The organism is Bradyrhizobium sp. LeoB3 (assembly GCF_055456055.1).
The window spans coordinates 17255-36344 of sequence record NZ_JBVBEF010000078.1 but is presented as its reverse complement, the minus strand read 5'-3'; the positions used below and the strand labels follow the sequence as shown (position 1 = coordinate 36344).

At 62.0% G+C, this 19090-nt stretch carries 22 protein-coding genes; 9 read left to right on the top strand and 13 right to left on the bottom strand.

The genetic code is table 11. The features are described 5' to 3' along the window. Window positions 1–712: 712 nt before the first annotated feature. Window positions 713–1288 carry a QcrA and Rieske domain-containing protein gene (locus ACZXDY_RS34090; RefSeq protein WP_464348554.1) on the top strand — a complete coding sequence of 192 codons (576 nt, stop codon included), beginning with the start codon at window positions 713–715 and terminating at the stop codon, window positions 1286–1288. A gap of 94 nt (window positions 1289–1382) precedes the next feature. Then, window positions 1383–3110, top strand: coding sequence for a methanol/ethanol family PQQ-dependent dehydrogenase (locus ACZXDY_RS34085; RefSeq protein ID WP_456642587.1), 1728 nt, complete (start codon window positions 1383–1385; stop codon window positions 3108–3110). A 62-nt stretch (window positions 3111–3172) separates the two neighbouring features. On the opposite strand, the gene ACZXDY_RS34080 is transcribed toward ACZXDY_RS34085, so the two are convergent. The 7 genes from ACZXDY_RS34080 to xoxF5 all read right to left on the bottom strand — a co-directional run bounded on the left by ACZXDY_RS34080 (window position 3173) and on the right by xoxF5 (window position 11034). Further along, on the bottom strand, window positions 3173–3436 hold the full coding sequence (locus ACZXDY_RS34080) for a hypothetical protein (protein ID WP_028162652.1): 264 nt from the start codon (window positions 3434–3436) through the stop codon (window positions 3173–3175). 55 nt (window positions 3437–3491) lie between these two features. After that, entirely contained in the window at window positions 3492–5810 is a 2319-nt protein-coding gene (locus ACZXDY_RS34075; RefSeq protein WP_028162651.1) for a xanthine dehydrogenase family protein molybdopterin-binding subunit, read from the bottom strand. A gap of 1 nt (window position 5811) precedes the next feature. Next, window positions 5812–6264, bottom strand: coding sequence for a (2Fe-2S)-binding protein (locus tag ACZXDY_RS34070; RefSeq protein ID WP_028162650.1), 453 nt, complete (start codon window positions 6262–6264; stop codon window positions 5812–5814). A 517-nt stretch (window positions 6265–6781) separates the two neighbouring features. Next, window positions 6782–7345, bottom strand: coding sequence for an S-(hydroxymethyl)glutathione synthase (gene gfa / locus ACZXDY_RS34065; protein WP_028162649.1), 564 nt, complete (start codon window positions 7343–7345; stop codon window positions 6782–6784). Between the two features lie 138 nt (window positions 7346–7483). Beyond that, entirely contained in the window at window positions 7484–8593 is a 1110-nt protein-coding gene (locus ACZXDY_RS34060; RefSeq protein ID WP_464348553.1) for an S-(hydroxymethyl)glutathione dehydrogenase/class III alcohol dehydrogenase, read from the bottom strand. A gap of 44 nt (window positions 8594–8637) precedes the next feature. After that, window positions 8638–9126, bottom strand: coding sequence for a c-type cytochrome, methanol metabolism-related (locus tag ACZXDY_RS34055; protein WP_208822168.1), 489 nt, complete (start codon window positions 9124–9126; stop codon window positions 8638–8640). A gap of 102 nt (window positions 9127–9228) precedes the next feature. Then, on the bottom strand, window positions 9229–11034 hold the full coding sequence (gene xoxF5, locus ACZXDY_RS34050; RefSeq protein WP_464348552.1) for a lanthanide-dependent methanol dehydrogenase XoxF5: 1806 nt from the start codon (window positions 11032–11034) through the stop codon (window positions 9229–9231). Window positions 11035–11408: 374 nt separating this feature from the next. Here xoxF5 and ACZXDY_RS34045 point away from each other — a divergent pair, with 374 nt between their 5' ends. Both ACZXDY_RS34045 and ACZXDY_RS34040 read left to right on the top strand, forming a co-directional pair. Next, window positions 11409–12389: a helix-turn-helix domain-containing protein gene (locus tag ACZXDY_RS34045; RefSeq protein WP_028162645.1), complete on the top strand. Its 981-nt coding sequence runs from the start codon at window positions 11409–11411 to the stop codon at window positions 12387–12389. Between the two features lie 98 nt (window positions 12390–12487). Continuing rightward, window positions 12488–12886, top strand: a complete 399-nt coding sequence (locus ACZXDY_RS34040) for an EF-hand domain-containing protein (RefSeq protein ID WP_051396578.1) — start codon at window positions 12488–12490, stop codon at window positions 12884–12886. 69 nt (window positions 12887–12955) lie between these two features. Here ACZXDY_RS34040 and ACZXDY_RS34035 read toward each other — a convergent pair whose 3' ends face one another. Next, window positions 12956–13195 carry a hypothetical protein gene (locus ACZXDY_RS34035; RefSeq protein WP_464348551.1) on the bottom strand — a complete coding sequence of 80 codons (240 nt, stop codon included), beginning with the start codon at window positions 13193–13195 and terminating at the stop codon, window positions 12956–12958. Between the two features lie 158 nt (window positions 13196–13353). Here ACZXDY_RS34035 and ACZXDY_RS34030 point away from each other — a divergent pair, with 158 nt between their 5' ends. Together ACZXDY_RS34030 and pqqA are read left to right on the top strand one after the other, a co-directional pair. Further along, the gene (locus ACZXDY_RS34030; protein ID WP_464348550.1) at window positions 13354–13680 is read left to right on the top strand and encodes a hypothetical protein; all 327 of its coding nucleotides are present in this window, start codon (window positions 13354–13356) and stop codon (window positions 13678–13680) included. A 255-nt stretch (window positions 13681–13935) separates the two neighbouring features. Beyond that, the gene (gene pqqA, locus ACZXDY_RS34025; RefSeq protein WP_035689484.1) at window positions 13936–14016 is read left to right on the top strand and encodes a pyrroloquinoline quinone precursor peptide PqqA; all 81 of its coding nucleotides are present in this window, start codon (window positions 13936–13938) and stop codon (window positions 14014–14016) included. A 98-nt stretch (window positions 14017–14114) separates the two neighbouring features. On the opposite strand, the gene ACZXDY_RS34020 is transcribed toward pqqA, so the two are convergent. Next, window positions 14115–14423 carry an EthD family reductase gene (locus ACZXDY_RS34020; protein ID WP_028162641.1) on the bottom strand — a complete coding sequence of 103 codons (309 nt, stop codon included), beginning with the start codon at window positions 14421–14423 and terminating at the stop codon, window positions 14115–14117. A 209-nt stretch (window positions 14424–14632) separates the two neighbouring features. Here ACZXDY_RS34020 and ACZXDY_RS34015 point away from each other — a divergent pair, with 209 nt between their 5' ends. Both ACZXDY_RS34015 and ACZXDY_RS34010 read left to right on the top strand, forming a co-directional pair. After that, window positions 14633–15466 (top strand): hypothetical protein, encoded by an 834-nt coding sequence (locus ACZXDY_RS34015; RefSeq protein WP_464348549.1) that lies wholly within the window; start codon window positions 14633–14635, stop codon window positions 15464–15466. Window positions 15467–15572: 106 nt separating this feature from the next. After that, on the top strand, window positions 15573–15809 hold the full coding sequence (locus ACZXDY_RS34010; RefSeq protein WP_028162639.1) for a hypothetical protein: 237 nt from the start codon (window positions 15573–15575) through the stop codon (window positions 15807–15809). Window positions 15810–15811: 2 nt separating this feature from the next. Here ACZXDY_RS34010 and ACZXDY_RS34005 read toward each other — a convergent pair whose 3' ends face one another. The 4 genes from ACZXDY_RS34005 to ACZXDY_RS33990 are packed head-to-tail and all read right to left on the bottom strand — an operon-like array spanning window position 15812 to window position 18640. Next, the gene (locus ACZXDY_RS34005; protein ID WP_464348548.1) at window positions 15812–16165 is read right to left on the bottom strand and encodes a hypothetical protein; all 354 of its coding nucleotides are present in this window, start codon (window positions 16163–16165) and stop codon (window positions 15812–15814) included. A gap of 53 nt (window positions 16166–16218) precedes the next feature. Beyond that, window positions 16219–16929 (bottom strand): ABC transporter ATP-binding protein, encoded by a 711-nt coding sequence (locus tag ACZXDY_RS34000; RefSeq protein WP_464348547.1) that lies wholly within the window; start codon window positions 16927–16929, stop codon window positions 16219–16221. Next, on the bottom strand, window positions 16919–17656 hold the full coding sequence (locus ACZXDY_RS33995; protein WP_028162636.1) for an ABC transporter permease: 738 nt from the start codon (window positions 17654–17656) through the stop codon (window positions 16919–16921). Before ACZXDY_RS33995 ends, ACZXDY_RS34000 begins: the two co-directional genes overlap by 11 nt. Window positions 17657–17659: 3 nt before the next feature. Further along, window positions 17660–18640 (bottom strand): ABC transporter substrate-binding protein, encoded by a 981-nt coding sequence (locus ACZXDY_RS33990; protein ID WP_464348546.1) that lies wholly within the window; start codon window positions 18638–18640, stop codon window positions 17660–17662. A gap of 84 nt (window positions 18641–18724) precedes the next feature. Between ACZXDY_RS33990 and ACZXDY_RS33985 the strand changes: the two genes are divergently transcribed. Further along, window positions 18725–19084, top strand: a complete 360-nt coding sequence (locus ACZXDY_RS33985; protein WP_028162634.1) for a hypothetical protein — start codon at window positions 18725–18727, stop codon at window positions 19082–19084. Window positions 19085–19090 lie beyond the last annotated feature (6 nt).

Genomic DNA, 19090 nt, shown 5'->3' with positions numbered 1-19090 from the left:
TGGTCCTACCCCCGTGCTTTTTGTTGCACGGGACCCATGGGTGCAACCGGCACCCGGCTTTCCCTGCGCCCTCTGATATCGAGGAGGGTGAAACGAGATGCAAACCTCGGGCGCAAAGCGCCGCGAGAACGCGGACTCACATCCCCTCCGCTGTTTGAAATTTGAAATCAGACCTTTCCCCCGTCGTCCCGGGCTTGCGCGCCGCGGCGAAGCTCTTAGGCGTAGCCGGGACCCGGGACCCATAACCGCAGGCGCTTGTGATGTGCTCCGCTGCAACTGCTCGTTGGCGCCGCAACACCTCCCTGTGGTTATGGGTGCCTGCTTCCGCAGGGACGACATCGTAGGATGGGTAGAGCGAAGCGAAACCCATCATTCGCGCGCGCATCTCTCGCGAGCGTGAGCGCGGATGTGTTAGCGGGCTAATACGTTTGACGCTCTCACCTGCATCCGCATCGCACACGTTCCTTGGCGCGCCGCACAAATTCAGGAGCGTCCAACCTGATACGAAAAATCATCATTGCATTGCCGCTCGCGCGTGATGTGATGAGGGCTTGAGCATCGCGGCTGCTGTCGACAACGAACGGCAAGAGAAAAAACCACCCGCTGCAACGGAGTCATTGATTGCCTTGTTTTCGGCAGAGTTCCGGCGCTCATTTGCACCGGGTCTGAATTCAAGCTCGGTGTTACACCTCAACTCAAGATGGAACTCGAGATGCACCATCCAGACCAGACACGTCGTTCGCTTCTGAAGGTTCTTGCCACCGGCGCCTGCGTTGCGGCCGCCTCGCCTGTTGCGGCGCAAGAGGATCAGCCCGGCAGCAGCGATCGGCCGAAGAAGGGCGATCTCCTCGTTATCTCCGAAGGCGACCGCGCCGGCCAAGTCATCAAGTCCGACGACCTCAAGCTAGGCGGCCCTCCGGTACGCGCCTGGCCGAAGGATCCCGCCACCTCGGTGGTCCGCAAAGGTTCGCGTTTGAATGAAGTGCTCGTCATCAGGCTAAATCCCGATGAACTCGATGATGACACGCGCGCGCGTTCGGCCGACGGCATCGTCGCCTATTCAGTGATCTGCGCGCATGCCGGATGTCCGATCACGGGTTGGGTGAAGGCGGCCGAAAGCGACCAGAAGGTCCTCAAGTGTTTTTGCCACAATTCCGAATATGACCCGCGGCACAACGCGGACGTCGTGTTCGGGCCGGCAACCCGTCGTCTGGCGGCGCTTCCGTTGGCTCTTACTGACGGTTCGCTCACAGTGTCTGCGGCGTTCGTAGGAAAGGTAGGTGTTTGAGGCAAAGGATCAGGCAACGCGATCGAACTGGATTTATGCAACTAAAAGTTGCGAAAGATCGTAAATGAAAAGCAAAGCAGGGAGGTAGCATCTAATGAGCAGGAAACAATGGCTTCTTACGAGTGCAGCGGCGTTCGCGTGCCTTGTCTCAACCGCCGCGGTGGCTGGCCCGATCGAGAATTACAGCCCGGTGACCTCGGCGCGTCTCGAAAATCCCGAGCCGGGCAACTGGATGCTGTATCGGCGGACCTATGACGGGCAGGGCTATAGCCCGCTTGAGCAGATCAACACCTCGAACGTCAAGAGCCTGACGCCGGTATGGACGTTCTCCACCGGCGTGATCGAAGGCCACGAGGCGCCGCCGATCGTCAACAACGGCGTGATGTTCGTTGCAACCCCGATGGGGCAGGTGATCGCGCTCAACGCCAAGACCGGCGACGAATATTGGCGCTACAAGCGGCAACTTCCGGAAGATCTGTTCCAGTTGCATCCGACCAGCCGCGGCGTCGGCCTGTGGCAGGACAAGCTCTATCTTGCCACGACGGATGACCATGTGGTCGCGCTCGATGCCAAGACCGGCAAGGTGGTCTGGGATACGAAGGTGCAGGATTACAAGAAGGGCCAGTACATGACCCTGATGCCGCTGATCGTCGACGGCAAGGTCATCGTCGGCGGCTCCGGCGGCGAATTCGGCGTCCGTGGTTATGTCGTCGCATATGACGCCAACAGCGGCAAGGAGCTGTGGCGGACCTTCACTATTCCTGCTCCCGGCGAGCCCGGCAGCGAGACGTGGAGCGGCGACGACTGGAAGACCGGCGGCGGATCGGCCTGGATGACCGGCAATTACGACAAGGACACCAAGACGATCTATTGGGGCGTCGGCAACGCCGCACCATGGCCCGGCTCGGCGCATGCTGGCGACAACCTCTACACCAGCTCAGTGCTCGCGCTCGATCCGGACACCGGCAAGATCAAGACCCACTTCCAGTATCACCAGAACGATTCCTGGGACTGGGATGAGGTCGAAGCGCCGATCCTGGTCAACGTGGAACGGGAAGGCCGTCCGTTCAAGGCGCTCATTCACCCCGGGCGCGATGCGATCTTCTGGGTTCTCGAAGCGAAGCCCGATCGCATCAACTATGTGACCGGCTGGCCGTTCGTGTACACCAATGTTTGGAAAGGCATCGAGAAGGAGACCGGCAGGCCGATCGTCGATCCCGAGCACAAGCCGGTGCTCGGCAAGCGGGTCGAGTTCTGTCCGTCGCTGTGGGGCGGCAAGGATTGGCCCTCGGCGGCCTATAGCCAGAAGACCAAGCTCGTCTACGTTCCCGCCAACGAGAACTTCTGCGGCGGCTTCTCCGGCGAGAAAACACCGCTGGTTCCCGGCCAGCTCTGGCTCGGCACCAAGCCGGAGGATATCGGTCTGACCGTGCGCCCCGGCGCCACTCACATGGGCGAGTTGCAGGCTTGGGATCCAGCCAGCGGCAAGAAGGTCTGGTCGCACACCTTCCCGAAATCGCAACTGTTCGGTTCGGTGCTCGCGACCGCGGGTGATCTGGTCTTTGCCGGAGGCACCAACGATCGCAACTTCCGCGCCTTCGATGCCAAGAGTGGCGAGCTGCTGTGGGAGCAGAAGACCAATTCCGGCATCATGGGCATGCCGATGTCCTATGAGGTCGACGGCACGCAATATATCGCGATCCAGTCGGGCTGGGGCGTCGACGCGCAGCGTATCCAGGATGCCTTGGCCACCCAGAATGTCGGCGTGGAGAACAACGTTCCCCAGGGCGGCGTCGTCTGGGTGTTCGCGGTCAAGAAATAGCGACGCGGCGGAGCGGGGGGACAAAGCGGCGGACCGAAAGGTCCGCCGTTCTTCGTTAGGGATTACTTGCCTTTGTTGTCGACCTTCGCCTTCTCGTCCTCGTTCATCTTCTTGACCGTCGGATCGCGGCTGGCTTCTCCTGTGGTCTGGTTGGTGGTGGCCGGTGGGGCGTTGTTCGGCAGGGAATTCTGCTCCGCGGGCGTCTTCGCCGGCCGCGTGGCAGTCGCGGGTGGTGACGTGTTCGCTTGTGCGTTCGCTGCTTGCGCATTCAAAAGAAAGGCGCCCGCCAGTAGGGACACCGCGAGCGCCGGGAAATTGTGTTTCATCGATCTGTCTCCTCTCCAGACCGATGAAACGGTTGGTGCGAGTTTGCGTTCCGCGTCATGCCTCCAGTTGCTTGCCGATCGGCATCGCACGGATGCGCTTGCCGGTCGCGGCGAAGATCGCATTGATCAGCGCCGGTGCGAATGGCGGCACGCCGGGTTCGCCGACGCCGCTTGGCGGCGTATCGGGGCTCGGGGGCGGCACGATGTAGACATTGGTCACGGCAGGGGCCTCGTCGATCCGGATCACCGGGTGATCGTCGAAATTGCCCTGCTGCACCTTGCCGTCCTTGAAGGTGACCTCGCCATACTTGGCAAGGCTCAGGCCCATGATTGCCGCGCCCTCGATCTGCGACTGGATGCGCTCGGGGTTGACATAGGTGCCGCAATCGATCGCGGTGTCGACCCTCGGCACCGTCAGCTTGCCCTTATCGTCGACAGCCACCTCGACGATGGTCGCGATGTAGCTGACGAAGCTCCTGTGCACCGCGATGCCGAGGCCATGGCCCTTGGGTACCGAGCGTCCCCAGCCGCCCTTGTCGGCGACCAGTTCGACCACCTTGCGCAGCCGCGCGGTGTCGATCGGGTAGCTGTCATAGGGCTCGCCGTAGTTCCAGGGATCCTTCACCGAGGACAGATTGACGATCCGCGGCGAACCGATCAGCTCCAGCAGCATATCCTTCGGATCGCGGTTGGTGGCCTGGGCGATTTCGGCGACCATCGACTGCACCGCGAAGGCGCGCGGGATGTTCGAGACCGAACGGAACCAGCCGATGCGGGTATGTGCGGCCGCTTCCGGATTCTCGCACTGCAGGTTGGCGATCTCGAACGGATTGTCGATCAGCCCCATGCCAAGCTCGAACGGCGCCTGGTGGACGGTCCCGGCGGCGAAGGTCGAGGCGATCGACGGAGCCACGCTGCGATGGCGCCAGGCGATCACCTTGCCATTCTTGTCCAGCCCCGCCTCGATCCGCTCGACCGAGACAGTATGGAGGAAGTCATGGCGCACGTCGTCTTCGCGCGTCCACTGTACCTTCACAGGCACCCCCAGCTCCTTCGAGAGCAGCGCGGCCTCAAGCGCGAAGTCGCATTTCGACTTGCGCCCGAAACCGCCGCCAAGCAGCGTGACGTTGACGGTCACGTTCTCTTCGGGGATGCCGAGCGTCTTGGCGACGTCCTCGCGCGTTCCGCCCGGGCTCTGCACGGGGGCCCAGATTTCCGCCTTGTCGCCCTTGACGTTGGCGACCGCGACCGGCGGTTCCATACTGACATGGGCGAAATGGGGCAGGTAGTACTCGCCGACGATGACCTTGTCGGCGCTCTTCAACGCCGTCTCGGCATCGCCTTCCTTGCGCACGACAAGACCTGGCTTGCGCGCGGCTGCTTCGAGCTCGGCGCGATAGGCGACCGAGTCGTATTTGGCGTTGGCGCCGTCATCCCAGGTCACCTTCAGCGCATTGCAGCCCTTGATCGCAGCGCCGGTATTGCGTGCGATCACGGCCACCCCGCCGAGCGGCTGGAATTTCGACGGCCACGGCCATCCCTTCACTTCCATCACCTTCTCGACGCCGGAGACTTTCAGCGCTTCGGCGCCGTCGAAGGAGACGAGCTTGCCGCCGGTCACCGGCGGACGGGCGATGACGGCATATTTCATCCCCGGCAGCCGCACGTCGGCGCCATAGCGGGCGGCGCCCGTCGTGATGTCGTGGAGATCGACCATGCCGATCTCGCCCTTGCCGAGGTACCGGAAGTCCTTGGGGTTCTTGAGCTTCAGGCCTTCGATGCTCGGTACCGACTCCTTTGCGGCATCGGCCGCGAGTTCGCCGAAGCCGAGCTTGCGCCCGCTCGCGCTGTGGACGACTTCATGACGGACCGCCTTCACCTCGCTCGCCGGCACGCCCCAGCGTTTCGCCGCGGCTTGCTCCAGCATGGTGCGGGCCGAGGCGCCGATCTGGCGCATCGGGATCAGGTAGTGGCGCGTGCTGCGCGAGCCGTCGGTATCCTGGTTGCCGAACTTGACCTCATCGCCATGCGCCTGCTGGACGCGGACGCGCGACCAGTCGGCTTCCAGCTCTTCGGCCACGATCAGCGGCAGGCTGGTGCGCACACCGGTTCCCATCTCGGAGCGGTGCGCCACGATCGTGACGATACCGTCAGGCGCGATTGAGACGAAGACGCGCGGGTCGACGACGACGCCGTGCGGCATCTTCCCCGCGCCGGTCTCGTAGGCAAAGCTCGGTCGTATCATCACAGGTGCAGCGAGCACGAACCCGCCGGCCAGCCCTAAGGTCTTCAGGATGCTGCGGCGCGAAACGTTCTCGACCTTGATGTGCTTCTCGAAACCGCGAAGCTTGTTGGGATTGGTGAGGATATTCATGTCACACCCCCGTCGATGCGAGATGAACTGCGTTCTCGATCCGCTGGTAGCAGCCGCAGCGGCAGATGTTGCCGGACATGGCTTCGCGGATCTGGTCGTGCGATGGCTTGGGATTGTCCATCAGCAGCGCAGCGGCCTGCATGATCTGGCCGGCCTGGCAATAGCCGCATTGCGGCACGTTGAGCTGGCGCCAAGCCTTCTGCACCGGGTGGTCGCCGGCCGGATGCAAGCCCTCGATGGTGGTGACCTCGCGTCCGGACGCATCCGACACCGAGGTGACACAGGCGCGCACCGCCTGCTTGTCCATGATCACGGTGCAGGAGCCGCACAGCGCCTGACCGCAACCGAATTTGGTGCCGGTGAGTCCTATTTCGTCACGGATGAACCAGAGTAGCGGAAGATCGGGATCGCCATCCCAATTCTGTTCCTGACCATTAATCTTCAACTTGACCATGATCGTCCCTCGCTCTTCTTAAGCTGTTGATGTCTGCAGGCCGCAAGCGAGAACATATTTCTCCCTGCGCTCGCGACCACTTCTTCTGGGTCTCGTGTGGCGGGCAGGTCCTTGGAGATGTTTAAGGGGAGCCCGTTGCACGATCGGTAGTCCGTGTCCGGCTGCTCCTTTGCTATGTTCAAATGAAATGCGCCGCCCGCGCGCATCGGGAAAAACAAATGTTATCAGAAACCGATGCGACAGTGACTTCACAGCCCGGTGTTCTGCATTTGCCGTTTGTCAAAAGCGGGGCCGACCGTCAGTGATGTTAGATCGTCAGGATATTTTTGCAAACGCGGCCGACGAAAAATTCACCGCGCGAGGCAGACGCGGATCGGGAAAAGGCGGAACTGACCTATTTACGGGAGCAATATGAAGGATGGGCGCGTGCAGCGGAAAATGCTGCGGTGCGGGCGCAGATGGCACCGCTGGCGGTCGAGCACCGCCAGCGGGAGCGCGGGCAAATCAGGCAGCCTTGTTAAGCAGCCTTGGATTTCGCGACGTGAGTCGCGATCGCATCCATCAGCGCCGGCGACAGGCAGTCATAGGGCTCGAGTCCCAATTCCTTCAGCCGGCCGCGGATCGCCGGCATGTCCTCCGGCTTGGCGCCGGACTCGATCACCGACGAGACGAACGCAGCAAATCCCGGCGCCGCCGAGCCGCTTTCCTGGAATAGTTCGGGATGGATGAAGTCAAGGCCGTAGAACGGATGCGCCTTGTTCTCAATCCGCCCGTACATATGCGTGCCGCAATCCTTGCAGGCATAGCGCTGGATCACGGCCGCGGGGTCGACGATCTGCAGCTTGTCGCCGTTTTCCAGGACCGTCAGGTTCTGTCTCGGTACCACCGCAACGACCGAGAACATCGCCCCTTCCGGCTTCCAGCATTTGGTGCAGCCACAGGCGTGGTTATGTGCGACGTCGCCCTTGATCTCGACCTTCACCGGTCGGTCCGAGCATTTGCAGACCAGCGTGCCACCGGCAAAGTTGCCCGAGCCCTTTTGGATGCCGTTGTCAATCGACGGGTGGAGATGAACAGTCATGGGTCAATCCTCCTGGTGTTTGACACGTTGATTCTGGAACGGGACATCGTGATCCCGTTCCACCTTTTGCTGGAGCATGACCCTTTCGGGGAGCCGGGTCCGCTTCCGCCGACCTGGCACTCCGATTCGGATCACGCCCTAGTAGACGACGACCGAACGGATCGACTTGCCCTCGTGCATCAAGTCGAATCCCTTGTTGATGTCCTCGAGCTTGAGCACGTGGGTGATCATCGGATCGATCTGGATCTTTCCGTTCATGTACCAGTCGACGATCTTCGGCGTGTCGGTGCGGCCGCGCGCGCCGCCGAAGGCCGTGCCCTTCCAGACCCGTCCGGTGACGAGCTGGAACGGCCGGGTCGCGATCTCCTTGCCGGATTCCGCAACGCCGATGATCACGGAGACGCCCCAGCCGCGGTGGCAGGCTTCCAGCGCCTGGCGCATCACATTGGTGTTGCCGGTGCAGTCGAAGGTGTAATCGGCGCCGCCATCGGTGAGTCCGACCAGATGCTGGACGATATCGCCGCCGACTTTCGTCGGATTGACGAAATGCGTCATGCCGAAGCGGCGGCCCCAATCTTCCTTGGAGTCGTTGATGTCAACGCCGATTATCTTGTCCGCGCCGACCATCTTGGCGCCCTGGATCACGTTGAGCCCGATACCGCCGAGGCCGAACACCACGACGTTGGAGCCTGGCGTGACCTCGGCGGTGTTGACCACGGCGCCGACGCCGGTGGTCACGCCGCAGCCGACATAGCAGCTCTTGTCGAACGGAGCGTCCTCGCGGATCTTCGCCACCGCGATCTCCGGCAGCACCGTGTAGTTCGAGAAGGTCGAGCAACCCATGTAGTGGTAGATGGTCTGGCCCTTGTAGCTGAAGCGCGAGGTGCCATCCGGCATCACGCCCTTGCCCTGAGTGGCGCGGATCGCGGTGCAGAGGTTGGTCTTCTGGCTCAGGCAGCTTTTGCACTGCCTGCATTCGGGCGTGTAGAGCGGGATCACGTGATCGCCCGGCTTCACCGAGGTCACGCCTGCACCGACCTCGCGGACGATGCCGGCGCCCTCATGGCCGAGGATGGAAGGGAAGATTCCCTCGCTGTCGAAGCCGTCAAGCGTGTAGGCATCGGTATGACAGATGCCGGTCGCCTTGATCTCGACCAGGACTTCACCGGCCTTCGGGCCTTCCAGGTCGAGCTCGACGATCTCAAGCGGCTTCTTGGCTTCGAATGCGACGGCAGCGCGTGTCTTCATGTTGATCTCTCCGTAAAGCGTGTTGTCGCCCGCGCTCCGCAGCTTCAATTCTTGCCCATGCAGGACTCTTCCGCCTGCTTATAGGCGGCGGGCTTCTCTTCATGCTTTGCGGGGCGTACGCGCCCCACCGCGTCATTGGCGCGGGCGCGCAGGTAGACATAGAGGTCGTCCATGTAGCAGGCGACGTTTGGATTGTCACCGAATGCCGGCATGACATTTTCCTGTGCGGTACTGACGTTCTTGCGGCCGCTGGCGACGACGCCCAGAAAATCGGCATAGCTCATGGTCTTCAGCGAACTCGCCAATGCCGGTGCATAGGTCGAGCCCATGCCATCCGGGCCATGGCAGACATGGCATTCCGAATGATAGCGCCGGTATCCGGAGTAGGTGTACCAATCCACCGACCCGTCGGCTGCGACCTTGAAGGTCGGGTTACCTTCCTTGTCCAGATATTTGCCGTTCTCTTCCTTCACGGCGGCCGGATCGACCGCATCGTCGGCGAAGGCGAATCCTCCAGATACGGCGATGATCATCGCCGCAACCACAAACCAGCTTTTACGCAAGAGCATGTCCTCGAGATCAGATACAGGCAAAACCGGCGCGTGGATGGTCCACGCGCCGGAACGACGTTCGGCTCACTGCGGGAGGGAGAACACGGTGAGCGTTCCGCCGAGGGCGGTATAGTTGCTCAGCGCCGCATAGCCGCCGACCGCGCCGAGACCGGCAGTCGGATCGGTCAGGCCTGCAGCAAGGCCGATGCCTGCCCAGCCGCCGACACCCGAGAGTATGGCCACATACTGTTTGCCACCCTGCTCATAGGTCGTGACGTTGCCGATGATGCCGGACGGAGTCTTGAACTTGTAGAGCTCCTTGCCGGTCTTGGCGTCGACCGCCTTGAGATAGCCTTCGAGCGTGCCGTAGAACACCACGCCGCCGGCGGTCGCAAGCGCGCCTGACCAGACCGAGAACTGCTCCTTGTTCGACCAGACGATCTTTCCGGTCTTGTTGTCCCAGGCGATGAAGTTGCCCATGTGGGATTCGCCGGGAGGCGGATACATCGAGAGCGTCGCGCCGACATAGGGCTGGCCCGCGGTGTAGCTCACCTTGAACGGTTCATAGTCCATGCAGACGTGGTTGGTCGGCACGTAGAACAGTTGCGTCTCCGGCGAGTAGGCTGCCGGCTGCTCGTCCTTGCTGCCGAGCGCAGCCGGGCAGATGCCCTTGACGTTGACATCTTCGCCCTGCTTGTCGGTCGAATATTGGTCGAGGACCTTCGGCCGGCCGTAGGTCGGCGAGCTCTTGTTCATGTCGACGCCGCTGGTCCAGTTGACCTTCGGGTCATACTTCTCGGCGACGAGCAGTTCGCCGTTGGTGCGATCGAGCGTATAGGCCAAGCCGTTACGATCGAAGTGCGTCAGCAGCTTGCGCTCCTGACCGTTGAAGGGCTGGTCGGTCAGGATCATCTCGTTGACGCCGTCATAGTCCCATTCGTCATGGGGCGTCATCTGATAGACCCACTTGGCCATGCCGTTATCCGGACTGCGCGCGAAGATGGTCATCGACCACTTGTTGTCGCCCGGACGCTGCTTTGGGTTCCAGGTCGAGGGATTGCCCGAACCGTAATAGACGAGGTCGAGCGTCGGGTCGTACGACAACCAGCCCCAGGTGCAGCCGCCGCCGGTCTTCCACTGGTCGCCCTGCCAGGTCTTGAGGCTCGAGTCCTTGCCGACCGGCTTGCCAAGAGCGGTGGTCTTCTCGGGATCGATCTTGATCTGATCATCTGGCCCTTCGGAATAGGCGCGCCAGACCTGCTTGCCGCTCTTCGTGTCGTAGGCGGTCACGTGGCATTGCACGCCGAACTCGCCGCCGGAGATGCCGACCAGCACCTTGTCCTTCACGACCAGCGGTGCGGATGTGCCGGTCTCGCCCTTGCCAGGATCACCGTTCTTGGCCGTCCACTCCACCTTGCCGGTCTTGGCGTCGAGTGCCACCAGCGAGGTGTCGGCCTGGTGCAGGAAGATCTTGCCGTCGCCATAGGCCACGCCACGATTCACCGTGTCGCAGCACATCACCGGGATCACGTTCGGATCCTGCTTCGGCTCGTACCTCCAGACAATCTTGTTGTCCTGCGACAGATCAAGAGCATAGACCTTGTTCGGGAAGGGCGTGTGCACGTACATCATGTTGCCGATGATCAGCGGCCCGCCCTCATGGCCACGCAGCACGCCGGTCGAAAATGTCCAGGCGACCTGCAACTTTCCAACGTTCGAGGCGTTGATCTGATTCAGCTTCGAGTAGCGCGTGTTGGCATAGTCACCCGCCGGCATAACCCAGTCCTTCGGGTTTTGCGTCATCTTGCTGAGTTCTTCGTTGGCACTGGCAGCACCTCCGCCGAGCGCCGCCACGGCGCCGATAGAGGTCGCGATTAGCACCTTGCGCATAGTGATTTCCTCCCAATGATGACCTTCCGCTTTCAATCGAAACGGCCCATTTTTTTGGTTCCTCCTCCTATCCCCTTCGTCGACGCGCGACTTGCCCAAGAGAGAAGGGCGGCTTGCTCAGAAGTGAAACTCGAAGAACTTTTTTGCTTGCAGTGCAGCGCAGTGAGCGCGGGCGTAACGTCCCTCGCGGGCGCGCGAGACTGATTTCCCTTGACGGCACTTGCAGTAAAGTCGAGGATTAATCCTTAAGGTTGTCAGGAGGAACGCTGCTCAGGGGTCAAAGACCGCGTTAAGATTGAGGTAACGGTACTTCACGGTGACCAAAGCCTCTCGCGGCGAGCAGTCACGCTTTCATCTCGAATCGGTGGCTGGATATGCCCGATACCGTCCGTTCGCTCACTACCTCCGGATTGACGCCGAAGAAGCAGGTCCAGTGTTGGACAGATGCACTGACCGATCTATGCGGCCGGTTTGATGTCGACCCGATGGACGCGTCCACGCTCGAGGCACGGGTCAATTATACCACCGTCTCGCGGCTGAAACTCTGCCAGATCGAGGTGAGCCAGCACCGTATCGCGCATGTCAATGCGCGCTCGAAACTGAGCGACCATCCCTACATCAAAATCCTGTTCCAGACCCATGGCACCTCCTATTTCGAGCAGGACGGCCGCCATTTCGAGCTCGTTCCCGGCGATTGCCTCGCCTATGACGTTTCCAGCCCGCACACCATTATCAGCCCGTCGCTGACGCGACATGAGGTCGTGATCGTGCCGAAGGCGCTGTTGCAGGAGCGCGGTTTTCGTTCCGCGCGGATGCCGGCCTGCAAGCTCTCGGCCCGCAGCGGCACCGGCCGTATCGCCTACGATTTCGTGCATGCGGCCTTTTCCGAGGCGAGCCGGCTGTCTCCCTACAATGCGATGGGCGTCGCCGATTCGTTGATCGATCTGTTGCTGTTGCCGCTGCGTGAAGCCGAGACGACGTTCAACCATGGCGGTGCGGAGGCGACCTATATCCGAGCCCAGTTCTTCATCCGCGAACACCTGCGCGATCCGGATCTCTGCATCGACCAGATCTCGACCGCGCTAGGCTGCACCAAGCGCTATCTCCACATGCTGTTCAGCGAGCGCGGCATGACCGTGAGCGACTATATCTGGCGCGCCCGGCTGCAGCATTGCCGCGAGGAACTGGAAGCGCAGCCCGGCAAGACGATCACGGACGTCGCATTCTCCTGGGGCTTTTCCAGCTCTTCGCATTTCAGCCGCGTGTTCCGGAAGTATTTCGGCATCGTGCCGTCAGCCGTCCACCGGCAGCAGCAGGCCGGCTCCGCCGCGGAGTTTTCGGCGACTTCGGACTAGATCATAAAGCGCGCCGTGGGCGGCCGGCGTGCGCTCTGCCATCCATGCAAGCTTCTCTGCTGCCCTTGTCGTAGAGGCTCTGCCAAGGGAGATGAGAGATGAAATTGCGTGGTCTTTTTGTCTTGATTTTAGCCGCTGCGGTGTTTTCGGCCCCGGCTCTGGCCGCCCCGAAGCGCGCCGACCCGATCAAGACGTTCGACACCGACAATGATGGCACTCTCGATCTGGCCGAGGTGAAGAAGGCGGCATCGGCGCTGTTTGCCAAACTGGACGGGGATCATGACGGCACGCTCGATGCGCGAGAATTGCGCGGCCGCCTCAGCGCCAAGGAATTGGCGGCTGCCGATCCTGACCATGACGGAACGCTGACGCAGGATGAATATCTTGCGGTCGTGGAGCAGCGCTTCAACGCGGCCAATCCGGACAAGGATGGAACGCTTGACGCCAAGGAACTGCAGTCGCCCGCCGGTCGCGCCCTGCTGCGGCTATTGCGATAGGATGACAGGGTCTTTGTTTGAGCATGGCCTTTTCGGAAAACCGGTTTGCACTTTTCCGGACCATGCTCTCTAGCTGGCAGGCCCGTGCGAGCAGGCTGCGGGCCGCGGCCTGGAGCCGCGCTTGTCGGACGGCACATTGCAATTGTCGATCCGCTGCTCGTCCATCCATTTCTTGCCGAGCCGTTCCTTGCCGGTCAGCGTCGCCGGCATCTGCGTCTGCCCGGGCTGGCGCCGTTCCTCGGCGGCGGCTGGCGATGCAACAGCGATCATGATGAATGGAACGAGTAAGAGGCGGGATGACGTTCTCATGCGAGGCCTCGAAAAGCGCTTGCAACTGATGCGGCGTGAACGGCGGCAGTGAACAGCATCGGATTTCACCTCGCCACCCGGAACCTGGGACGCGTGCTTCGGTTCTTCCGTGATCCCGGCGTGCAGGGGCACGCGCCGATTCGAGAAGGAGACGAGACATGAGCACAAGACGCACCATCTTTGCGGGTTGCTCCATCCTGGTGCTGAGCGCCGGCGCCGCGCTGGCAGGTCCCTGCAATACCCAAGGCCAAAGCGCCAATAAGGATGCGGGTTCTGGCCCGGCATCGACCAGCAGCCAGACCACAACGGGCATGGCGAGCGACAAGGAGCATCCGCCGACCAGCACGATGAATAGGGCCACCGAAGATGTCGCCACATCCTCGCAGGATGTGCAGCGGCAGATGCAGGGCGAGCCCACGGCAGCACAGCAAGCCGAAGGAAAGAAGTCCGAAGGCCAGATGGCGAACAAGGACAACGATTGCTGAGCGCGTTGCTCTTGAACGGCGTCACGCCTCACGCTGTGTCGTGCGATCGATCGTTGAAGCACTCGCGTGCGCGTGTGTGCCCAGCGTGACAGGCTTTGCCCAAGAGGGAACTTGTTTGTCCAGGAGGGAACTATCGGCGCTCAACTGCGGCACAGATGCGCTCGCTGGTCGATCTTGTCCACTTGCGCCACGCGTGAGCTGGCCATAGGTTCGACCTTGGCGTGAACCTCGCGCCAAGCCATTTGGGAGGATCGAATGAGCTGGAAGACTCCGAAGATCGTCGAAGTGCAGGTCGGCATGGAAATCAACATGTACGCCTGCGCGTCACGCAAGTAAGCGTCAAGCGCCTGCCCGGCTCGCGCAGCGCTATCTGCGCAAGCCGAGGCAGGCGAATTCGTCAGGCTCACATTTGTTGGGCTCTGTGTGAGACGCCCTTAAACTTCCTTCGTATCGAAAATGTAGAGATCGGCGCCGCCATCGGCAAAGTTGGCGAGATCCGCGCCTGCCGCCTTTCCTTCCGCCGATCCCATGCCTGCCTTCAGCGCGTCGAGCGAGTCGAAATACAGCGTTGCCGCAAGGTGGACGTTGCTCTCGCCCGCTGGCGTCCTGAGCGGAGCCGTGCTGATGTCGTATTTCTTCAGTCCCGGGATCTTCTTGGCCAGCGGAATGTGCACCGATGCGTAATACTTGTCGAAGGCCTCGGCGTTTTTCGGCGTTTTATAAAGTACCAGAACTCGTGCCATTCGGTTTATTCTCCCTGAAGCGATTGTTCTTCCGCGGGCCCTTCCCGGGTCTTGCATTGCAGCCGAAATGGTCCTTGCAATCAAGCTTCCAATCGCTGCCGCTCGACAGGACGTTGTGATAGGAATGTTCTTGTCGGCGCTGCTGATGCTTTCGATTCGCTCTCGGGACTGAGATGTCTTTTCGCACAACGATGCTCCGGGCGGCTGCCGTGTGCTTTTTCGCACTGCTTGCTGCCGTCGGTGCGCGTGCCGAGGAAATCGATACCGAGCATCTGTTTGGCTTCCTGATCGGCACCGACATCGGGCGTGTCGGCGAGCGTGAATTCCAGACCGAGACCACGGGAAGCTTTTCCAGGAATGGTGGCAGCTATCGTGCGGTTACCCAGGAGTTCGAACTCGAATTCGTGCCGGCCCGCGACATTCGCATCGAGCTTGGCGGCGCCTTTGTGGCGCACCAGATCTACGGCATTCCCGGCTTTGAAGATCGGCGTCAATTGACCTGGCAAGGTCTTTCTTTGGATGTCCGTTACCGATTTCTCGACCGCGAGACGGCGCCGTTCGGCCTGACCCTCGCAGTGGAAAGCCACTCCGACCGGATCGACGAGACCACAGCCGATCGCATCCGCAATTTCGGCACTGAATTGAGGTTGGCCTTCGATCGCGAGTTGGTACCGAACTTCCTGATCGCGGCACTCAATTTCATCTATCAGCCGGAATGGACGCGTTTTCTTGCCTCGCGCGCTGCGGAACAGGAGGCGACGGTTGGCGCGGCCGTCGGGCTGATGGCGCAGATCAGGCCCGGCGTTTTCGTTGGCGGCGAGGCGCGCTATCTCCGCCATTATGACGGGATCGGGCTGAACGAGTTCGAGGGGCAGGCCTTGTTCATCGGTCCGGTCGCCTATCTCCAGCTCTCGGAACGTGCGCGGCTGACCGCGGCCTGGAGCGTGCAGGCCTGGGGGCGTCCTGCCGGATCGGCTGCGGCGCTCGATCTGGTCAATTTCGAGCGCCATCAGGCGCGGCTTGTGTTTGGCATGAATTTCTAGGAACCTCCCGCAGTGGTTCCGGCTTTCACGGTGAGGCGAAACCTGGCCTCGCCGCCCACGTAGCTTGCTGTGCTGTTACTTCACCGAAGCACCAGGGATTTGAGGCATGAATCCGATCGATCTCATCGTGACCGTCTGTGCCGTGCTGTCGCCCGCCACCTGCGAGGAGACCCATCTGGTGTTCTCCTTCAACGGTTCGCTGCGGCAATGTGCGATGGCGGCTCCGCCCTACATTGCGCAATGGGTCGGCGAGCATCCGAAGTGGACCGCGGTCAAATGGCGCTGCGAATATCCGCACAGCAATGATCGAGCGGAAAAGACGGCGGCTCCGATCGCGGGCTGAGCCTATTTGTTGCAGTCCTTCAGATCCTTGTCAGAGATCGAGAACACCGCGTCGGCCTTGATCTCGATGTCGCGGACGAAGCACTGCCTGGCGCCGGCATAACTCACCTTGGCGTCGTAGCGTCCGGGCTCGACGCCCACGAGGCGCAGCCGCTCGTCGTGGTCGACCTCCTTGTCCTTGTCATTCAGGGTCTGATTGGGCCCCCAATCGTTCTTACCGACCGGCGAAAGTTGGAAGCCGGAGATGGTTGACGTCGTGAGATTCCAGAGCCTGATGCCTTTACCTTTGGTCTGCGCGCTGAGTTCGCCGGGCAGTGCGACCAGCAGGAGGGCGACAGCAATCAATCGGCGCGGCATCGTGAGCTCCCAATCTTTTCTCGATATAATTTTCTCAATATGAAGACCACGTCTCATATCTTTGCAAGCCGCCGCCGCACCAGGTCGGCCTTGATGTGGTTGATCTCGGCAGCGCTCCGTCGCGCGCGCGGTGTCGGGATCGGCACTTCCTGCAGAATCCTGGCCGGCCGCGCCGACAGCAGGAACAGCCGGTCGCCAAGATAAACGGCATCGTCGAGATTATGCGTGACCAGCAGCGTCATCATCGAGCGGCTTTCCACCAGCGTTGCGATCTGCTCGCGCAGGTGAGCGGCGAGCGCATCGTCGAGTGAAGCCAGTGGCTCGTCGAGAATGAGGAAATCCGGCTCGATCGCGAAGGCTCGCGCAAGCGCGACGCGGCGCGCGAGACCAAGCGAGAGCTCGCCGGGGAAATGACTGCGATGCTCCGTCAGTTCCAGGATGGCGAACAGTTCCGAGAGCCGTTTCTCGTCAATATGTGGCGCAGCGAGCCGGATATTGTCCTCGACCGACCGCCACGGCAAAAGCCGCGGCTCCTGAAACACCATCCCGAGCCGCGCCGCTGTTGGACGCGAGACCTTTCCCTGATAGTCGTGGTCGAGGCCGGCCAGGATCTTCAGCATCGTGCTCTTGCCGCAGCCGGAGGGGCCGACGAACACGCCGACTTCGCCGGCGTGAAGCGAGAACTTGACGCCCGCGAGCACGTCGTGCCGCTCGCCCGCCGCACTCTCGAAATGCTTACCGGTGATGTCGACCTCAAGCTGCACGGGGCCGCCACCGGGATGCGCGAAGTTCGAATGGCTGTACCAGCACCGTCTCGATCACCAGTACGACCGCGGCAAAGGTCAGCGAATAGGCGAGCAGCAGCGGAATATCGAACAACTGAAAGGCGACGCCGATCTCGAAGCCGACGCCGTTCGGACGTCCGAGATATTCCGCAACCAGCACGATCTTCCAGACCAGCGAGAGCCCCGATCGCGCGGCAGCCGCGATATAGGGCCCAAGCTGCGGCAGGATCACGTGCCGGAACGCTCTTCCGCGCGGGATCGCGAACACGCTTGCCATCTCGTCCAGCGAGCGGTCGAGCGCCCGCGCGCCCTCGCGCAGCGTAACGACCGCGGTCGGAAGCTTGTTGACGGCGATCGCCGCAATCGCGGCGACCTCGGTGAGCCCCGCCCAGATATAGGCGAGCACGATGACGACAAGTGCGGGCAGATTGAGCAGCAGGATCAGCCAGGGATCGCCGATCCTGTCGGCGAGCTTGACCCGGCCCATCAGGTAGCCGATGGCGGCGCCCAGCGCCATTGCGAGCGTGAAGGACAGGGCGACTCGCGCCAGCGTAACGCCGAGATTGATGAACAGCGCGCCGGATGCCGCTTCTCTTAGGATCACCGCCAGCACCGCCGGCGGCGCCGGGAGCTTCACGTCACCGGTCAGGAGCGCTGCGAGCCACCACGTCGCAAGGAACAGGAGGAAGGAGAGAAGGCGCACCACGGCTCAATCTCCCGGAATCGCGTGATAGAACGTGCCGGGGTCAAGCTCGGTTGCCGATCCCACCAGCTCGCTGCCGCCGATCTTGGCGAGCACCCGGTAGAGCACCCGTGCGTCGGCCTCTTCGTCCGCGATCGGGCGGCGCGGAATGCCTTCGCGATAGCGGTCGCGATAGGCGTGCAGCGTTGCGGCGTCCGGGGCACCGGTCAGGCGCGCGATCTTCTCCCATTCGTCGTCGGACTTCGTGAGGATCTCCTTGGCAGCACGGGTCATCGTGATGAAACGCTCGACCGCATCCCGGTTCGCGTTGGCCCAGCCTTCGTCGAAGACATAGCCGACCATCGCGATGCGACCCTTGGCGCCGAGTTTCGGCAGGATGTCCTCGATGCCGGCGACGCGGCGAAAGCCCTTGGCTTCCAGCGCGGCGCAGAAATTCCAGTAGTTGACGACAGCATCGACCTCGCCGCCTGCCGCCTTGGCCGCGAGCAGCGGCGGCGCGCCATAGACGATGGTCGCCGCCGACTTCAGGTCGAGACCGTCCTGCTTCAGCGACGCCTGCAGCAGCAGCCAACTCTTGTCGATCGGTCCGCCGGCAACGGCAAGCTTGCGCCCCCGGAGATCGGTGAGCGAACGGATCGGCGAGGAGGTCGGCACCATCACTGCGCCCAGCGCGCTCGAATAGGGATAGAAGGCGAGCTTGGCGCCGAGCGTCCGCTCGCGAGACACCCACAGCCAATCGGAGACCATGACGTCGGCATTGCCGGCGCGGAGCGCGATCTTGCCCGCCTCCGGGCTTGCGAGCTCGGTGGCCTCGATCGCAAGATTGGCCTTCTTGTCGAGGCCATGCGCGCGGATCACCGCCAGTTCCCAGGCAAAGGTGCCGGTTTTCTGCACTGCAACGCGGATCGTGTCTGCGCCAAAGCAGGCGGCGAACGGCGTTACCGCAAGAACCGCGGCAGCCGCCAGCGTGCGAATGATGGCACTCATTTTGTTGAGCCGTTTCCTCGAACGTGTTCTTTTCTATCGCGTAGTCATAGCATAGCTTGCGCCATTGAAAGCGAGAGGATCGTCATGACGATTGCGGGACCGGTACGACCTATTGTCGCCGCTTTGATCGTATTCGCGGCAACCGCGGCGATCGCGCGCGGCGAGGAGGTCAACGATTATCCGACCGCCGCCCGCGCGGAATACGTGTTCGGCTGCCTGAAGGCGAATGGCGAGACACGGCACGCCATCGAGCAATGCTCGTGCTCGATCGACGTGGTCGCATCGCTGATTCCCTATGACCGCTATGTCACCGCTGAGACGGTGCTCAGCCTGTCCCAGGTGAGAGGCGATATGGGCTCGCCCTTCCGCACGTCCGAACAGGCGGCCAATGCCCTCAACGATCTCCGCCGCGCCCAGGCCGAAGCAGAAGTCAGGTGCTTCTGAAACCCT